Origin of the sequence: Paenibacillus cymbidii (genome assembly GCF_004764705.1) — a bacterium.
GTDB lineage: Bacteria > Bacillota > Bacilli > Paenibacillales > NBRC-103111 > Paenibacillus_AN > Paenibacillus_AN cymbidii.
This window is the reverse complement of sequence record NZ_SHLX01000032.1, coordinates 55,587-71,591: the sequence shown is the minus strand read 5'-3', so window position 1 is coordinate 71,591 and position 16,005 is coordinate 55,587. Positions and strand designations below refer to the sequence as shown.

Annotated in this window: 13 protein-coding genes; 4 read left to right on the top strand and 9 right to left on the bottom strand. The window is 59.6% G+C overall.

Features of this window, described 5'->3' with window-relative positions:
- Positions 1 to 69: 69 nt before the first annotated feature.
- The 6 genes from EXY20_RS31340 to EXY20_RS31315 form a co-directional block, all read right to left on the bottom strand.
- Entirely contained in the window at positions 70 to 939 is an 870-nt protein-coding gene (locus EXY20_RS31340) for a carbohydrate ABC transporter permease (RefSeq protein ID WP_135556364.1), read from the bottom strand.
- Positions 933 to 1,898 carry an ABC transporter permease gene (locus EXY20_RS31335; RefSeq protein ID WP_235886287.1) on the bottom strand — a complete coding sequence of 322 codons (966 nt, stop codon included), beginning with the start codon at positions 1,896 to 1,898 and terminating at the stop codon, positions 933 to 935. Before EXY20_RS31335 ends, EXY20_RS31340 begins: the two co-directional genes overlap by 7 nt.
- 835 nt (positions 1,899 to 2,733) lie before the next feature.
- A complete protein-coding gene (locus tag EXY20_RS31330) occupies positions 2,734 to 3,021 on the bottom strand; it encodes a ferredoxin family protein (RefSeq protein WP_135556363.1) in 288 nt (95 codons plus the stop codon).
- Positions 3,018 to 4,328, bottom strand: a complete 1,311-nt coding sequence (locus EXY20_RS31325) for an FAD-dependent oxidoreductase (protein ID WP_135556362.1) — start codon at positions 4,326 to 4,328, stop codon at positions 3,018 to 3,020. The genes EXY20_RS31330 and EXY20_RS31325 overlap by 4 nt, the downstream gene beginning before the upstream one ends.
- Complete coding sequence (locus tag EXY20_RS31320) at positions 4,325 to 5,479, bottom strand: electron transfer flavoprotein subunit alpha/FixB family protein (RefSeq protein WP_135556361.1); 1,155 nt, start codon at positions 5,477 to 5,479, stop codon at positions 4,325 to 4,327. The genes EXY20_RS31325 and EXY20_RS31320 overlap by 4 nt, the downstream gene beginning before the upstream one ends.
- A gap of 132 nt (positions 5,480 to 5,611) precedes the next feature.
- Complete coding sequence (locus EXY20_RS31315; protein WP_135556360.1) at positions 5,612 to 6,442, bottom strand: electron transfer flavoprotein subunit beta/FixA family protein; 831 nt, start codon at positions 6,440 to 6,442, stop codon at positions 5,612 to 5,614.
- A 604-nt stretch (positions 6,443 to 7,046) separates the two neighbouring features.
- Between EXY20_RS31315 and EXY20_RS31310 the strand changes: the two genes are divergently transcribed.
- A complete protein-coding gene (locus EXY20_RS31310) occupies positions 7,047 to 7,847 on the top strand; it encodes a coiled-coil domain-containing protein (protein ID WP_135556359.1) in 801 nt (266 codons plus the stop codon).
- A 234-nt stretch (positions 7,848 to 8,081) separates the two neighbouring features.
- On the opposite strand, the gene EXY20_RS31305 is transcribed toward EXY20_RS31310, so the two are convergent.
- From EXY20_RS31305 to EXY20_RS31295, 3 genes are read right to left on the bottom strand one after another with little or no spacing between them, the layout of a single operon-like run.
- Positions 8,082 to 9,101 carry a Gfo/Idh/MocA family protein gene (locus EXY20_RS31305; RefSeq protein WP_235886286.1) on the bottom strand — a complete coding sequence of 340 codons (1,020 nt, stop codon included), beginning with the start codon at positions 9,099 to 9,101 and terminating at the stop codon, positions 8,082 to 8,084.
- Positions 9,102 to 9,160: 59 nt separating this feature from the next.
- Positions 9,161 to 10,270 (bottom strand): Gfo/Idh/MocA family protein, encoded by a 1,110-nt coding sequence (locus EXY20_RS31300; protein ID WP_235886285.1) that lies wholly within the window; start codon positions 10,268 to 10,270, stop codon positions 9,161 to 9,163.
- A gap of 18 nt (positions 10,271 to 10,288) precedes the next feature.
- Complete coding sequence (locus EXY20_RS31295; RefSeq protein WP_135556357.1) at positions 10,289 to 11,437, bottom strand: GNAT family N-acetyltransferase; 1,149 nt, start codon at positions 11,435 to 11,437, stop codon at positions 10,289 to 10,291.
- Positions 11,438 to 11,659: 222 nt separating this feature from the next.
- On the opposite strand from EXY20_RS31295, the gene EXY20_RS31290 reads away from it, so the two are divergent.
- From EXY20_RS31290 to EXY20_RS31280, 3 genes are all read left to right on the top strand, one after another.
- Complete coding sequence (locus tag EXY20_RS31290) at positions 11,660 to 13,882, top strand: helix-turn-helix domain-containing protein (RefSeq protein WP_167859657.1); 2,223 nt, start codon at positions 11,660 to 11,662, stop codon at positions 13,880 to 13,882.
- 183 nt (positions 13,883 to 14,065) lie between these two features.
- On the top strand, positions 14,066 to 15,019 hold the full coding sequence (locus EXY20_RS31285) for an ABC transporter permease (protein ID WP_235886284.1): 954 nt from the start codon (positions 14,066 to 14,068) through the stop codon (positions 15,017 to 15,019).
- Positions 15,020 to 15,107: 88 nt separating this feature from the next.
- On the top strand, positions 15,108 to 15,986 hold the full coding sequence (locus EXY20_RS31280; protein ID WP_135556355.1) for a carbohydrate ABC transporter permease: 879 nt from the start codon (positions 15,108 to 15,110) through the stop codon (positions 15,984 to 15,986).
- Positions 15,987 to 16,005: the final 19 nt, after the last annotated feature.

Here is a 16,005-nt window from a genome sequence, read left to right as displayed (position 1 = left end):
ATATCATAAGGCGCTTGACGCCGTTATGAACGAACCGCCGGCCGAACGGGCAAACCGGACAAGCCGGGTTCACCCTTTTACCGACCCCATCAATACGCCCTTCACAAAATATTTCTGCAAAAACGGATAAACGATCAGAATCGGCAGCGCCGCCACCATCGCGGCCGCCGCCCGCACGCCTTCCGGCGGAATCGTATGGCCCGAGTTGGCGGAATCCATGACCATCAGCTCGGGGTTCAGGTTGTCGATCATCTGGTACAGCTTGACCATGAGCGACATGCTGCCGGAGCTTTTGATGAAAATGAGCACGTTGTAGTAGGCATTCCACCAGCCGACCGCGTAGAACAGCGTCAGCGCCGCCAGGACCGGCATCGAAAGCGGCAGCACAATGCGCGTCAGCACGGTCCAGTCCCTGGCGCCGTCGATCGCTGCCGATTCCTCCAGTTCCGGCGGCAGCCCTTCGAAAAACGTCTTCATCACGAACATGTTGTACGTGCCGATCAGCGCCGGCAACCACAGCGACCAGTACGTGTTGATAATGCCGAGGCTTTTGACCAGCAGAAACTGCGGAATCAGGCCGCCGCCGAACAGCATCGTAAAAACGATCAGCCCCAGCAGCGGACCGCGCCCGTGCAGATCGGATTTGGACAGCGGGTAAGCGGCCATCACCGTAACCAGCATGTTCAGCGACGTGCCGACCACCGTCATCAGCACCGTATTTTTCATGGCGACGAACAGTTGGCCGTCCTCGATCAAATTGCGGTATGCCATCCAGGTGAAATCGACGGGGACAAGCGACACCTTGCCCGCGCGGATCGCCTCGCCGTCGCTGAGCGACATCGCCAGCACGTTCAGAAACGGAAACAGCGTCGTAAAAGCGGCGGCGGCCAGCAGCCCATACAGCAGACCGCGCGACAGCCTGCCGATCAGCGTTACCATAGCGCACGCTCCCCCATCGCCCGGATGATGCGATTGACCGTCAGCACTAGCGCGAAACCGATCAGCGACTGGAACAGGCCGATCGCCGTCGTGTAGCTGTACTGCAAATTCACCAGGCCGAGCCGGTAAATGTACGTGCTCATCACATCCGACACGCCTGTCACCATCGGGTTTGTCAGCACCCATACCTGCTCGAAGCCGACGTCGGTCATGCGGCCCATCTGCAGCACCAGCATCAGCGCAATCGTGCTTCGGATGCCGGGCAGCGTGACGTGCCGCATTTGCCGCAGCTTGCCGGCGCCGTCCATGCGTGCGGCTTCGTAAAGATGCGGGTCGATCGCGGACATGGCGGCCAAATACAGAATCGTGCCGAAGCCCGCCTCGCGCCAAATGCCGGCAAACACGTACACGAGCGGCCACCAGAAATTGCTGCTCATGAAATAAATCGGCTCCATGCCAAACGCTTTCAGCGCATGATTGATGAAGCCGACGCTCGGCGACAGCAGCCCGATCACGATCATCCCGAGGATGATCCAGGAGAGGAAATGGGGCAAATACAGCAGGTTCTGAATGAGCCGCTTGTACCATTCCACGCGCATTTCATTGAGCAAGAGCGCCAGTACGATCGGCGCCGGAAAACCGAAAACCAGCGCGTACACATTCAGCAGCAGCGTATTGCGGACGATTTTCAGAAAATCGCTGCTGTGGAGCAGCCGCTCGAAATGCTCCAGGCCAACCCACTTGCTTCCCCAGATGCCGTCCGCGAGGCGAAACTGTTTGAAAGCGATGATTTCGCCGTACAGCGGCACGTATTTGAACGTAATGAAGTAAGCGACGACCGGCACAAGCAGCAAATAAAGGAGCGGCCGCTTGCGCAAGTCTTTCCGGAACGAACGGCGGGAATGCCATTTGAAGGGAACGGCGTTCGTCGTCTGCGGCGGGTGCAGGGGTGTCTCCAAAGCGAGTCTCCATCCTTTCCATCGGGTACCGACCGGTGCAACGCAACGGTGGTGTCGGTGCGGCTTGATTTCACGATACCAGCGGACGACGGCGAGGAAAATCTCCACTTTTTGCTCGGCTGCCCTTCCTTTGCGATACGAGGGGACGCATTTTTTGCACCGCTATACATTCTTTTACCTGGGGCTTACAAAGCGGCGGTCGACGGCGCTTTCCCTGCCGCCAACCCGTGGAATAGCGGGAAAACCTCCCGTTATTTCGCGTCAAAACCGCCGATTTGCCAAAATAACAGGAAAAGTTCCCGTTAATTTACGCCATTTGGCCGAAAAACGGCTATTGGCGGCAATTTAGCGGGAGGTTTTCCCGCTATTTCACCTTTTTTAATAAAAAATCTAAAAATAACGGGAGGTTTTCCTGTTAAGCCTTTCGCCGGGTCGTCGCGTTGACGCCGTTGGCTACAAGCAGCGTCTTGTGCTGGCGCTTCTCCCGACAGCGTCGGGGCAACCCAAAAGCTGAATTGTGGCGGGGGCGGACGAGTGACGGGCGACGATACTTCCTATCCCCGGCGACCCGTTTTCGGAGCGATGTGCATATATGTGTGTGACTCCGAAAGGGCATGCGGGCGGCTGGGCAAGCGAGTCCGCGGTAGTTTGAATTGGCCCGCCGCGATGTTTCGCGAAGGGCCCTTTTCGGAGTAATGGGCATATATGTATTTAACTACGTGAGTGCTTCCATCACCTTTACGTGAAAAAGTAAAAAACCGCGCCCGCCGCAGCCAATGCTGCTGACGGACGCGGTTTCCCCGCGTGCCGAAGCCGTTCCGGCTTCTACGCCGGATCAGCCGAATTTGTACGTGATGCCGTAGCCGCCTTTCGGATACACCCATTCGATATTGTCCGACGGGCAAGCGATGCGGCAGGTGCCGCATTCGATGCAGTTTTCGAAGGCGACGGTTGTGATCTTCAGCTTCTTTTCCCACTCGTACACATCCGACGGGCAGAAGTAGTTGCAATCCTTCGTCGCGCATTTCAGGCACGTTTCCCGTTCCTTGATAATCAGATGCGACGTGTCGTCACACTTGTACCGAATCGTAAACAGCTTGTCGGATACGCTCGTTTCACTCATCCGTTCATCGCCCTCCACCCTTTGTAGCCGAGCTTCAGCAGGCCCATCGTGCCGCCCGCCGCCTCGCGGACGATGCCGATCGCCTTCTTCTGCTTTTCGGCTTTGGAGACGCCGTCGATGTTGAACATCGTATACGCCGCTTCGTTCACGGCGCGCGGCAGCTTGTCGAACAGCAGCTCCGGATTTTGTTCCTTCAGCAGCGCGTGCATGCCTTTGTACTTTTTGAGATCCTTCATAATGAAGGACTCGCGCACTTTCCGGTCGTACAGGCTCATCGCCGCGGCCGAAAAGTCGCCTTTTTGCTTCGCCTCGATAATCGTTTCCGCCGCCAGCCGGCCGCTCGTCATGGCGAGGTTCGTGCCCTCGCGGTGGACAAAATTGACGAGCTGCGCCGCGTCGCCGCAGACGCACCAGCCTGCGCCCGACAGCTTCGGCACCGAATGGTAGCCGCCTTCGGGGATCAGATGGCCGGCGTACTCCTTCATTTCGCCGCCCTGGATCAGCTTGCGGATCGTCGGGTGCTGCTTCACGGCGTCGAGCAGCGCGTAAGGCTTGATTTTTTTCTCGCGCAGATGATTGACCATCACCCCGACGCCAAGCGAAATCGTTTCCTTGTTCGTGTACAGGAAGCCCATGCCCGCCATGCCAAGCGACGTTTCGCCCATAAACTCGATCGTCACGCCTTCGTCGCCTTCGAGGCCGAAGCGGTCCTCGATCTTCTCCCGCGGCAGCGCAATCACTTCCTTCACCGCCAGCGACACCTCGTCCGGCGCCCACTCGCGGTGGATGCCCATCTTCTTGCCGATGAGCGAATTGACGCCGTCGGCGATGACGATCACGTTTGCGTACAAATCGCCGTCCTCGCGGTCGGTTTTGATCCCGACGACGCGGTCGCCTTCGCGAATGACATCAAGCGCCACCGTTTCGTACACTGGCAGCGCCCCGGCTTCGACCGCCTTATCGGCGAACCACTGGTCAAATCGGACGCGCAACCCGGTAAAGCAGTTCGGCGGCTCCTTGAACGCTTCGTTGCGGTGGCCGAGCGTCACCACCGATTCCTTGCCCATCAGCCAAATGCGCTGCTCGACGATGTGGCGCTCGACCGGCGCGTTTTTCTCCTTCCAGAAGTCGGGCACCAGCTCTTCGATCTGCTTGCGGTACAACACGCCGCCAAAAATATTTTTGGCCCCGGGAAACTCGCCCCGCTCCAGCAGCACGACGCTTAAGCCCGCGCGCGCCATCGTCAGCGCCGCCGCCGTTCCCGCCGGTCCGGCGCCGATTACGATCGCGTCGAATGTTTCGCTCATACGATTGCCCCCTTCCCGCTGGAAGCCGCTTCGTCCGCCGCGGCGATTTCCGCTTTGGTGCTGCCGTCCTGCCGGGCCGCTTCCGCTGCCGCCCCCGTACCGCCACTGCCAGCCGCCGCCTTGCGCGCGCGCATTTCGCGGATGATCGCCGGCACGATCTGGAACAAGTCGCCGACGATGCCGTAATGCGCAAACTGGAAAATCGGCGCCTTTTCGTCGCGGTTGATCGCCACGATCGTCTCCGAATTTTGCATGCCGACCGTGTGCTGCACCGCCCCCGAAATCCCGATGGCAAAATACAGCTTCGGCCGCACCGTCTGCCCGGTCTGCCCGACCTGGTGCTCGTGTTTGATCCAGCCGGCGTCGACCGCCGCGCGCGACGCGCCGACTACGCCGCCGAGTTCGTCGGCCAGCTCCTTCAGCAGCGCGAACGGCTCCGGTCCGCCGAGCCCGCGCCCGCCGGCGACGATAATTTCCGCCTCCTCCAGATTGACGCCTTCGCTTTCATGGATGAAATCGACCACCTGCGCGGCGATTTCCTCCTCCGCCATCGCGCCGCGAATGCGCACGACGTCCCCCGTTCGAGCATCGTTTCGCGGCTGCGCCTGGAACACTCCGGCTCGCGCCGTCGCCATTTGCGGCCGATACTGCTTGCACAGAATCGTCGCCATCATCTTCTCCGAAAATGCCGGCCGGCTTGCCAGCAGCAAGCGCGACGGATGCGGCTCGACGTCGAGCTCGGTGCAGTCCGCCGTCAAGCCCGTCGGCAAATGCGTCGCAATCGCGCCGGCCAAATCGCGCCCGGTCGCCGTCGCGCCGAACAGCACGATTTCCGGTTTGACCTCCTCAAGCAGCTTCAGACAGACGCGGCTGTACGGCCGCGTGCGGTAATCGCGCAGCTCCGGCTCGTCGCACAAGTACACGACGTCCGCTCCGTACGCCACCGCTTCCGCCGCCAAATGGCCGACGTCATGGCCGATGACGAGCGCCTTCAGCTTGGCTTCCAGCTTCGTCGCCAGCTTGCGGCCTTCGCCGAGCAGCTGCCAGGATACTTTTTTGGCAACGCCGGCTCGCTGCTCCACCACAATCAATACGTCGCGGTATGCCGACCAGTCCGGCATCTGCTCTTCCTTGCGTTCCTCTTGCGCCATGGATGCATCTCCTCCTGTCGATCGGGACTTCCGCCTTTGAAGGAAACCCTCTTGCTGCTGCACGTTCCCTCGGGGCCGTTCCCCCTTCCGAACGGTGGCGCCCAATGAGCTGCGTTCGTTATGCCACTACGCTTAAGCCCAGCCGAGCCGTTCCGGCCTGCCGCCTTCCCACAGCTTGCCGACGAGCTCACCCGCCTGCGCCTGTGCCGAGTCGCCGGCGATCATCTGCGTGTTCACCTTTTTCACTTCCGGCACCCACGTTTTGGAGACGATCGTCGGCGAGCCTTTCAAGCCGATCTTCGCCCGCTCGATCCCGGGAAAATCCGCCGTCGTCCAGACGACCGGCTTGAACCTTGCGGCGCGCAGCATGCCGGGCATCGACGCGCGGCGCACCTTGTTCAGCTCTTTCAGGCACGACATCAGCACCGGCATCGACGTTTCGACCACTTCCACTCCGTCTTCCAACAATCGCTGGACGCGGACGCGGCGTTTCACCGGATCGATGTCAACCACTTTGCTCACGTACGTCAGCTGTTCAAAATCAAGCCGGCACGCCACGCCCGGCCCCACTTGGCCGGTATCGCCGTCCAGCGTTTGTTTGCCGCAGAATACCATGTCGACGGGGCCGAACGTCTCCGCCACTTTGGCGATCGTGAGCGCCACCACGTACGAGGTGGCGAGCGTGTCCGCGCCGGCGAAGCCGCGGTCCGTCACCAGCACCGCCCGGTCGGCGCCGAGCGAGATGCATTCCTTCAGGCTTTTTTCGGCTGGCGGCGGGCCCATCGTAACGACAGTCACTTCGGCGCCCAGCTTGTCTTTCCAGCGCAGCGCCTCCTCCAGGCCGTGCTTGTCGTAAAAATTGACGATACTGGGAACGCCTTGACGGATCAGCGTGTTCGTTTTCGGGTCGATGCGGATTTCGCGGCTGTCCGGCACTTGTTTGATGCAAACGACAATGTGCATGGCAATACACCTCCGTTTGATGGACGATGGGACAGTGAAACGGCTTGTCGGGTGCGAGCAGAGAGTAGTTGTTGGCGGGCGGGCATTCGGCACGTCAGTAGCTGATGACAGCGCGAGCGGCGGAGTCTCGAACGCGGAGCGAAGCGTCTGCGGCGGCGCGTTGGCGCTGGCGGCGCGTTGGCGCGTGTGCGGCGCGTTGCTTCGACACGTTTCGAGCGGAATATGTAAGCGCTGTCTCGATTCGACAGGCGAAGAGGCTCATGAAGTGATGTGGCCAGGGATGACAAGCTGCGCCATGTCGGAATGACCGCTTGTGATTTTTATCACGTTCCCTTCCGTACATCGTCAGGCGCGCGCAGGGAGAACGAGTGCCTTTGATTATTAAATTCGCAATCGGGGGAAAAGATTCCTGTTTTTCGAAAAAATTTTCTTTTTCGCCCTTCTTGAGCTACCTTCAATCGAAGGCGCAGAAAGACGCGTAACTGCCAATTGACCGTTTGCTTCAAATTTGGTAGCATCGAAAGACATAGCATTTTCGGACGCTGAAGAACAGCCGATCCAGGCACAAATAGGGGTACATGGAGGTGAATAGGAAATGGCTGAAATGAGCGATCGCGAAATGTTGAGCGCAATTCTCAAGAATAGCGAAGTCATGTCGGCTCAGATCAAGAGCATACAAGACGAGCAAGTTCTGCTGCGGAAAGAAATGCGCGAAGGAGACGAGCTGACGCGGAAAGAAATACGCGAAGGAGACGAGCTGACGCGCAAAGAAATGCGCGATTCGATCGCGGGATTGCGCACGGAGATGCAGGAGTCGAATGCTCAGCTGCGACAGGAGTTGCGCACGGAAATGCGCGAATCGATCGCGGAGCTGCGCACGGAGTTGCAGGAGTCGAATGCTCAGTTGCGACAAGAGTTGCGCATGGAGATGCAGGAGTCGAATGCTCAGCTGCGACAGGAGTTGCGCACGGAGATGCAGGAGTCGAATGCTCAGCTGCGACAGGAGTTGCGCACGGAAATGCGCGAATCGATCGCGGAGCTGCGCACGGAGATGCAGGAGTCGAATGCTCAGCTGCGGCAAGAGCTGCGCACGGAGATGCAGGAGTCGAATGCTCAGCTGCGACAGGAGTTGCGCACGGAGATGCGCGAATCCATCGCCGAGCTGCGTACGGAAACGCAGGAGTCTATCGGTGCGCTACGCACGGAGATGCGCGAATCGATCGCAGAGCTGAGCACAGAGACGCAGGAGTCGATTGGTGCACTGCGCACGGAGATGCACGATACCATTGGTGAGTTGCGGAATGAGATGAGGACCGGCTTTACGCTGCTAATGGACAAGCTCGACGATTATGCCTCCAGAACGGCCAAGCTGGAAAGCGACATGTACCGCATCCGCAAAGCATAAACGGAATGCCGCCCTGCAAATAAGCCATATTTTACTGGCTATTTCGTTAAAAAAGAGCACCAGAAAAGAAATAACCAGTAAAATCACTGGTTATTTCATAGAAAAGTGTGATTTGAGAACAGTTTGAGCAAAATAGCCGGTGAAATCACTGGCTATTTTTGATGGAGCCGGAAAAATCGAGCGAATAGGCCATTTTTTATGGGCTATTTGTGCCGCTCACGCCGCCCCTTCGCCCTACAGCCGCACTTCCCGGCCGGTGCGGGCGGATTCGTAAATCGCCAAAATCAAATCCACCGCTTTGCGCGCTTCTTCGCCGGTAATCATCGGCTCGCGATCGTCGCGGATCGCCTCGATCAAATCGCGGACGAGCACCGCATGCCCGCTCTGCATGCTGTCGCTGCCGTCGAACGCGAACGGCTCGGCGCCAGCCCCCGGGTCGTCCGGCAACTGCTTCCAGCTTTTGACGCCGCCGTCTCCGATGGTGACGCTGCCCTTCTCCCCGTGAATCTCGAACCGGGTTTCCAGTTCGGGGTACACCGTCGTCGCGCCCTGAATAATGCCGAAAGCGCCGTTCTTGTAACGGACGGCCGCCACCGCCGTATCCTCCACTTCGATTTCCCGGGCCAGCGCCGCGGAATAAGCGAATACCGACGCAACGTCGCCCATCAGCCACTGGATCAGATCGACGCCGTGCACGCCCTGATTCATCAGCGCGCCGCCGCCGTCGAGCGCCCAGGTGCCCCGCCATCCCGCACTGCGATAATAGTCCGCGCTGCGGTAATATTTCATGTAGACATCGCCCAGCACCAGCTTGCCGAGTTGGCCCTGACGGATCGCCTCGCGGGCGCGAACGACGGACGGCAGCGTCCGCCGCTGATAAACGACGCCCAGCTTGACGCCGCGCCGGCGGCATTCGCCAATCATCCGCTCCATCTTCTCCGCCGTAATGTCGAGCGGCTTCTCGCACAACACGTGTTTGCCCGCCTGGGCGCAAGCGATGACGGCGTCCGCATGCATGCCGCTCGGCAAACAAATGCTCACCGCGTCGATGTCGTCCCGCCGCAGCATATCTTCATAATCCCGATACGCTTGCGGGATGCCGTGCTGCGCCGCCTTCTCCTCCGCTTTGCCGGCGACGGAATCGGCGATTGCGACAAGCTCCGCTTCCGAATCGCCCTGAATCGCTGCGATGTGCGACTTGGAAATGACCCCTGCCCCTATTACGGCAAAACGCAGTTTTTCCCGATTTTCCACCTTCACGTCTCCCCCTTTGTTGTACCTCTTTACCGTTCTATCGCTGCCCCCGCGCCTCGCTATACGAAACGCACAACCCGCACGGACGCATCGGCCTCAACAACCGCGCGCGACGCCGCGGCAATATCGCCGTGGCCGATGCACGACGGCAAACCCGCAATGCGGCGCAGAAAATCTCCCGTGATCGTATGCGCCGGCTGCAGCAGCGGCACCCGCGCGGCCGCCTCCGCATGCGTCGTCAGCAGCAGCAGCGCTTCCTCCTGCGCGGCCGCCCCGCCACCAAGCTTCGGAGCGTTCCCCGCATCGGACTCTCCGCCCGCCCCCGACTCCGCCCTCGCGAACGGATCGCCGTTCAGCCGCAGTTCGGCCGCGCCTTCCGTTCCGGTGACGAAGATGCGTCCGTCTCCCCAGGTCCAGCTGCGCTCCGGCGTGTGCCAATCGGCGTACAGCCCCGCCGTCGTCCCGCCGCCCATAAGCGCCTGCAGCATGACCGCATCGTAGAAGTCCGGATGCTCCGGCAAGATGCGTTTGGCCATATAGCCGTCGATGCGCTCAATCGGTTCCCCCGTCAGCCAATGCAGCAGATCGACGTCGTGAACGAGCAGGTCGATCAGAATGCCGCCGCTATGCTCCTTGGAGAAAAACCACGTCGGCCGCCCTTCCGGCCGAAGCCGGTGCGGCTTGCGCATGGAGATCGCGACGATGCGCCCGAGCCGGCCGGCGTCGATCAACTGCTTCAGCGTGTAAATCGCCGGATGGAACCGCTCCGTCAGCAGCATGCCGACCTGAATCGTTCCCCGCCTCATGACGGCATCGAGCCGATCGCAACCGGCGAGGTCGACGACGGCCGGCTTGTCGACGATCACGTGTTTGCCGTGCGCCTCGCATTCCTCGATCTCGCCGATCTTCTCATTGTTGATCGCCGCGCAGCCGATCACGCCCACCTCCGGCGCAAACAGCGCACCTTTGTCCTCTAGCAGCGGCAGCCCGTACTTCTCCGCAAGCGCCAGCGCCACACGGCAACGACTCGGCTCATAAATGCCGACACAAGTGTGCCCAAGCTGCAGCATTTCCTCAACGAAAATACCGATATGGGCATGCTCGCAGCCGTAGATGCCAAACGAGATTTGCCCGCTGTCGCCATCGCCCATACTCACACTCATGTTCATCAGCCCCACTCCTTCCGTTCAGACGAAATGCAATCCTTTGGTATACGGGAACGGCACCGGAAAATAAGCCGAAGCCGCCCGCTCGCGCTCCTCGCTTCCCCAGCCGCCTTCCGGCGCGCCGTCGAACAGCGCCGCCGCAAGCGCTCCGCCCCCCATAACGAATGGCGATAAACCGGGCAGTGTCAGCTCGAACGCCCCTCCGGCCACGGCGCGCACCGCCGGCAGCGCGCCCGACGCCCCTCCGCAGCCGATCCAATAACCGGCCAACTGCCGAAACAACCGCTCCGCGTTCACCACATAAACCGTGCCCTGGTTTTTCTTCGCGGAGACGAACGCAGGCGCGAGCAACAGCGCCAGTTCCCGCTCCTGCCACGGCAAAACCGCCTCCACCTGCGCCACCGGCTCTTGCCGCACGACGTGTTGCAGCAAAGAAGCCGCCGCCGCGGCATCGCCCGCCCATTCGATCAGCAAACCGCCGGCAGCGGGCTCCTCCACCCCCTCGCGCGGCTTCATGGCTACCACGCAAAACGCAACCGCCACGCCGTCCTTCTCCGCCAGGAACGTGCGCTGACGCAGCCGGCGAATCGACGCCACCGCGCCGGCATCGAGCAAATCGGCCAAATCCCACAGGCTCGACTCGTAGCGAACCGGCTTCGCCTCGGCCAACTCCTGCAGCCGGAACCAATCGGCCGACCCGGCCTCCCGGCAGACGTACTCATCTCCCGTAAACGCCGCATGCTCCGGCAGCAGCCGGTACAGCCCGGTCGTCCCGAACGGGCGGCAGCCCGCTTCCGTATATAAGGGAAGCTCTCCCGACACGAGCAGCAAAGACGCTTCCGCCTGCTCCGAATGACGTTTGGCAAATTGCAAAATGGCGCGCGCATGCCCTTTCCCGCGATAGGCCGGATGCGTGCAAACGGCGCCGTACGAATAAACGGCGATGCGCGCGCCTCCGATCCGCACGACAGCCGGCACCAGTCCGGCAAACGAAACGAGCGCGCCGTCCGCGAAACAGCCAACCGCCTGGCGCAGGCTGGCGGAAAACACTTTCGGCAGCGATCGCCCCATCGAAACGCGGCCGTCCGAACGAAACACGGCATCGGCCAGCATGGCGGCCTCCGCCATTTCGTCCGCCCGCAGCAAACGAACCTGTGGTTCCTGTTCCATCGGATCTCCCTCCACACAGGCAATGATACGCGCCAAGGCACGCGGTGACGATGCTCAAAACGGCGCCTCCAGTCTCGATTGTCCGCATCGGGCGGCGAATCTCACTTTTCCCTCGAAGTCTCAGCGCCGGCAGGGTTGCCAGGCCGCGCCGGATGCCGTATCATGGGGCCATCTAGACGGGAGCCGGACCGGCCGGCCGATGCGGAAAGGAAGCAACGACAGATGAGACTCGGCAAATGGAAAGTTTCCCTGCATGTGAATGCGCTCTATTTCCGCATCCTCGCCTCTTTTTTGCTGCTGCTTATTCCGACGCTGATCGTCGGATTCATCGTGTATTTCGCCAACATTCATATTTTCAAAAAACAGCTGAGCGACAACGTCACCTCCAACGTCCAGTCTTCCTCCAAGGCGATCGACGCGTACTTGCGCACGTCCGAGCAGACGGGCATGAACTTCCTGATGACCGACACCGTGCAGCAATATTTGCTCCCCGCGAACCTGCTGACCGACGTCGAAAAAGAAAAATCGTCCAGCATCACCAAAATGCTTTCCATGAGCCGCAATATCGTCAACCCGTATATCGACGACATGTTCGTGTATGCGGACAACCAATGGATTTACAAAAGCGAAGGAATGGAAAACTTCCACTCGTTCTTCAGCGAGTTCAGCCGTTTCGCCGAATACAAGGAAGACTACTGGGCGCAATTGCTGAAAACGGACTTCCTGTTCCGCGTGCTGAAGCCGACCGTCGTGGAGAAGTCGTATACGGACAAGCGGGAGACGGTCGTCCCGCTGGTGCTTTCCCAATTTATCCGCGGCAATCGCGTCGTGATGGTCGTCAACATTTCCACCGCCAAAATCATGGATATGCTGCAGCGCAGCCGGGTGAACGAAGCGACGGCGTTTGCCGTCACCGACGGCCAGGGCCATGTCGTTGTGGCCGATCCGACGCTGCAGCAGCCCGAAACGCAGCGCCTCCTGACCGGGCTTGACGACGGCATGGCGGAAGCCAGGCTGAACGGCGCGCTGGCGATGGTCAACTCGTTCGTTTCCGAATACGGCTGGCATTATTACGCCGTCACCCCGGTCGCCGAGTATCGCAAGATGGCGAGCGGGATTTTGACCGTCACGACATGGCTTTCGTTCCTGCTCGTCATCGTCGGCATCGCCCTTTCCTTCCGCTTCAGCACGAAGCTGTACAACCCGATCCGCAATTTGCTCGACGCGCAGAACCGGCACGAACGGTTTTCGGCCGAATTCGTCGAAGGCGCCTTTACGTACATTTTGAGCGGCAACCGGCCGGAGAAGCAGGAAGCGCTCATGCACGAGCTCGGCTTCGAGGCGGGGCAATTTCTTTGCTGCTGCATGAAGTTTTATTTTAAGGAAGCGTTCTATGCGGACATTCAGGATACCGACCGGCTGCTGATCGAAGAGAAGCTGACGAAGGTGATCGACGGCATTCTCCGGCCGCACGTGACGGCGTATGTGCTGACGATCCAGAGCAGTTCTTTTGCGGTGATGGTCAATTTGAAGCGTCCGGAAGACCGCGCCGCATTCGACGCCGCGCTCGAATCCATCCTGAGCACGTTCCGCTATGACGCCCAATATTGCCGACTCGCCGTCGGCATCGGCCGGGCGTATCCGCATCTCGGCGATTTGGCCCAGTCGTACGGCGAAGCGAAGATGGCGCTGGCGCTCACCGACGCGTCCGTCGATTTCCAGGTGATCGACTCCTCGCGGCTGCCGCGGGAAGAAAGCTTCCAGTTCACCTTCGTGGACGAGCAGAAAATCGTCAACGGCTTACGCGCCGGCGATATCGCACTGCTCGATTCGGAGCTCGGGCGGATTGTTCGCACGAACCTGGAGAAAGGCACGTCGAATCCATATATGAATTTGCTGCTGATCGAGCTGTATACGATCGGGGTCAAATACGCGTCGGAGAAAGGGATTACGCCGCTGCACATTTTGCAGGAGCACGAGCATCGGACCTTGATCGGCACCCGCCCGCACATGCTCGATTTGCGCGAGCACCTTGCGCTGCTGCGCCGCTTCTACGGCGAAATCGTCGGCCGCACCGCCAGTCCGGAAGATTCCAAGTCGGGTCAACTCGTCTCCCGCATCATCGCGTACATCGACGCCCATTACACAAGCGACCTGTATCTGGAGCGCATCGCCACGGAGATGAACTTGTCCGCCAAATACATCAGCAAACTGTTCAAGGAAATTACCGGCACCAACCTGACTGACTACATCAGCATCAAACGGATTCAGGAAGCGAAGCTCATGCTCTCCACCACCAGTCTCAAAAACGATGAAATCGCGGAGCGCATCGGCATCCTGAGCCGCGCCACCTTCTTCCGGCTGTTCAAGAAGTACGAAGGCGTCACCCCCCAGGACTACCGCAAAATGCTGCAGCAGGAGCAGCCCGACAGCCCGTCCGAATGAGCGCCGCTGCGGCATTGACCGGCAACAAGCGCAGATGAGACTGATGCGGAGTGGTGAGACAACGGCGCAAAACGGACAATCGAGACTCGAAACGACGGATTGCCCGTCGATTTCGCCTGCTGCCCCGGCTTACGATAAGGGAGCGAGATATCCGCTTATCCAAGACAGACTGGGGGTGACAACGTGAACGACCCGCACCGGGGGGCAGATGGCGTCATCAAGGCCGGCCGGCGCTCCGGCGCCATGGCGGCCGCCATTCGCCGGAACAAAGTATTGTACGCGATGTTCCTGCTTCCCGCCTTGTATTTCCTTGTGTTCCACTACATCCCGATGATCGGGAACGTCATCGCCTTCCAGAAATACAACGTCGTTGCCGGGCTGTTCCACAGCAAGTGGGTCGGATTCGATAACTTTCGCCTGTTTTTCGGCGATCCTTATTTCTGGAAGCTGCTGCGCAACACGGCCTTGCTCGGCCTGTACGGGCTGATCTTCAATTTCCCGGCGCCGATCGTGCTGGCACTGCTGCTGAACGAGCTGCGTCTGCCGCTGTTCAAGCGCTTCGTGCAGTCCGTCGCCTACTTGCCCCACTTCCTGTCGACCGTCGTCATCGCCGGCATGATCGTCAATTTCCTGTCCTTCGACGGCATGCTCAACCAGGCGATCGAGTGGTTCGGCGGCGAACAGCTCCAGTTTCTGAACGACCCGGCCATGTTCCGCACGATCTACATCGGTTCAGAAGTGTGGCAGCAGATCGGCTGGGGCACGATCATTTATTTGGCCGCGCTGACAGGGGTGGACCCGCACTTGTACGAGGCGGCCCGCATGGACGGAGCCAACCGGTGGAAGATGACGGTAAACATTACGATACCGGCGATTTTTCCGGTCATCACGATCTTGTTCCTGCTCAATATCGGCCATTTCCTGTCCATCGGCTACGAGAAAATTTTGCTGCTGTACAACGGGTCCACGTATGAAACGGCGGATGTCATTCAAACCTACGTATACCGTAGAGGCTTGCTTGGCGGCGATCTCAGCTACTCGGCGGCGGTCGGCATGTTCCAGTCCGTCGTGGCCTACATCCTGGTGATCGGCGCGAATCGCATCACGAGACGGCTCGGTGGAACGAGCTTATGGTAACGAAGCGTATGCTTCCGATGCAAGTTTTTGCTCGCGTGATGCCGATTCGGGGAGTATCGCAAAACCTTCTGGGTGGTGTCCGCATGTCATGAAACGATCCGGCAAAGTTTCCTTTTCGTTGTTTGACGTCCTTAATGTTCTGTTTATGCTCGTCATCGTGTTCGTCATGTTGTATCCGCTTTACTACATGGCCATCGTATCGGTCAGCAGCGGCGGCGCCGTGTCGCGCGGCGAAGTCGGCATGCTGCCGATCGGCATCACCTGGAAGGCATACGAAATTGTCTTTACCGACGCCCCGATCGTGCGCGCTTACGGGAATACGCTGCTGTATACGACGGTCGGCGTGGCAATCAACCTCGTCATGACGTGCCTGTGCGCCTATCCGCTGTCGCGGCGGACGTTTTACGGCAAAGAAGTGTTCGCGATGCTGATCGTGTTTACGATGTTTTTCGACGGCGGGCTGATTCCCAAATATTTGGTCATCGACAAGCTGGGCATGATTAATTCGATTTGGGCGATCGTGCTTCCCCCGGCCGTCAGCGTGATGTATATGGTGATGATGCGCACGTTTTTCCAGCAGATTCCCGAAGCGCTGCAGGAGTCGGCTTATATGGACGGCGCCAACGACTGGACGGTGTTCCGCAAAGTCGTGCTGCCGCTGTCCGTGCCGCTGATGGCGACGATGACGCTGTTTTACGCGGTCAGCCATTGGAACAGCTTCTTCTCCGCCCTGGTGTATTTGAACGAACGAAGCAAATATCCGGTGCAAATCATTCTGCGCAGCATCGTCGTGGAAGGCGATACGAGCAGCCAGGTGGCGGAAATTCACACGTCCAATGCGGCGATCGTCAGCCAAAATATCAAGTACGCAGTCGTCATTACCGCCATTTTGCCGATCCTCATTTTGTACCCGTTCCTGCAAAAATATTTTGTCAAAGGCGCGATGGTTGGGTCGTTGAAAGGTTAATTGGACTATATCGGGAGGG

Excerpts from the sequence above, each read along its gene's own strand:
- EXY20_RS31340 (WP_135556364.1), bottom strand. The coding sequence starts at position 939 with ATGGTAACGCTGATCGGCAGGCTGTCGCGCGGTCTGCTGTATGGGCTG.
- EXY20_RS31330 (WP_135556363.1), bottom strand. The coding sequence starts at position 3,021 with ATGAGTGAAACGAGCGTATCCGACAAGCTGTTTACGATTCGGTACAAG.
- EXY20_RS31325 (WP_135556362.1), bottom strand. The coding sequence starts at position 4,328 with ATGAGCGAAACATTCGACGCGATCGTAATCGGCGCCGGACCGGCGGGA.
- EXY20_RS31320 (WP_135556361.1), bottom strand. The coding sequence starts at position 5,479 with ATGGCGCAAGAGGAACGCAAGGAAGAGCAGATGCCGGACTGGTCGGCA.
- EXY20_RS31315 (WP_135556360.1), bottom strand. The coding sequence starts at position 6,442 with ATGCACATTGTCGTTTGCATCAAACAAGTGCCGGACAGCCGCGAAATC.
- EXY20_RS31310 (WP_135556359.1), top strand. The coding sequence starts at position 7,047 with ATGAGCGATCGCGAAATGTTGAGCGCAATTCTCAAGAATAGCGAAGTC.
- EXY20_RS31300 (WP_235886285.1), bottom strand. The coding sequence starts at position 10,270 with ATGAACATGAGTGTGAGTATGGGCGATGGCGACAGCGGGCAAATCTCG.
- EXY20_RS31295 (WP_135556357.1), bottom strand. The coding sequence starts at position 11,437 with ATGGAACAGGAACCACAGGTTCGTTTGCTGCGGGCGGACGAAATGGCG.
- EXY20_RS31290 (WP_167859657.1), top strand. The coding sequence starts at position 11,660 with ATGAGACTCGGCAAATGGAAAGTTTCCCTGCATGTGAATGCGCTCTAT.
- EXY20_RS31280 (WP_135556355.1), top strand. The coding sequence starts at position 15,108 with ATGAAACGATCCGGCAAAGTTTCCTTTTCGTTGTTTGACGTCCTTAAT.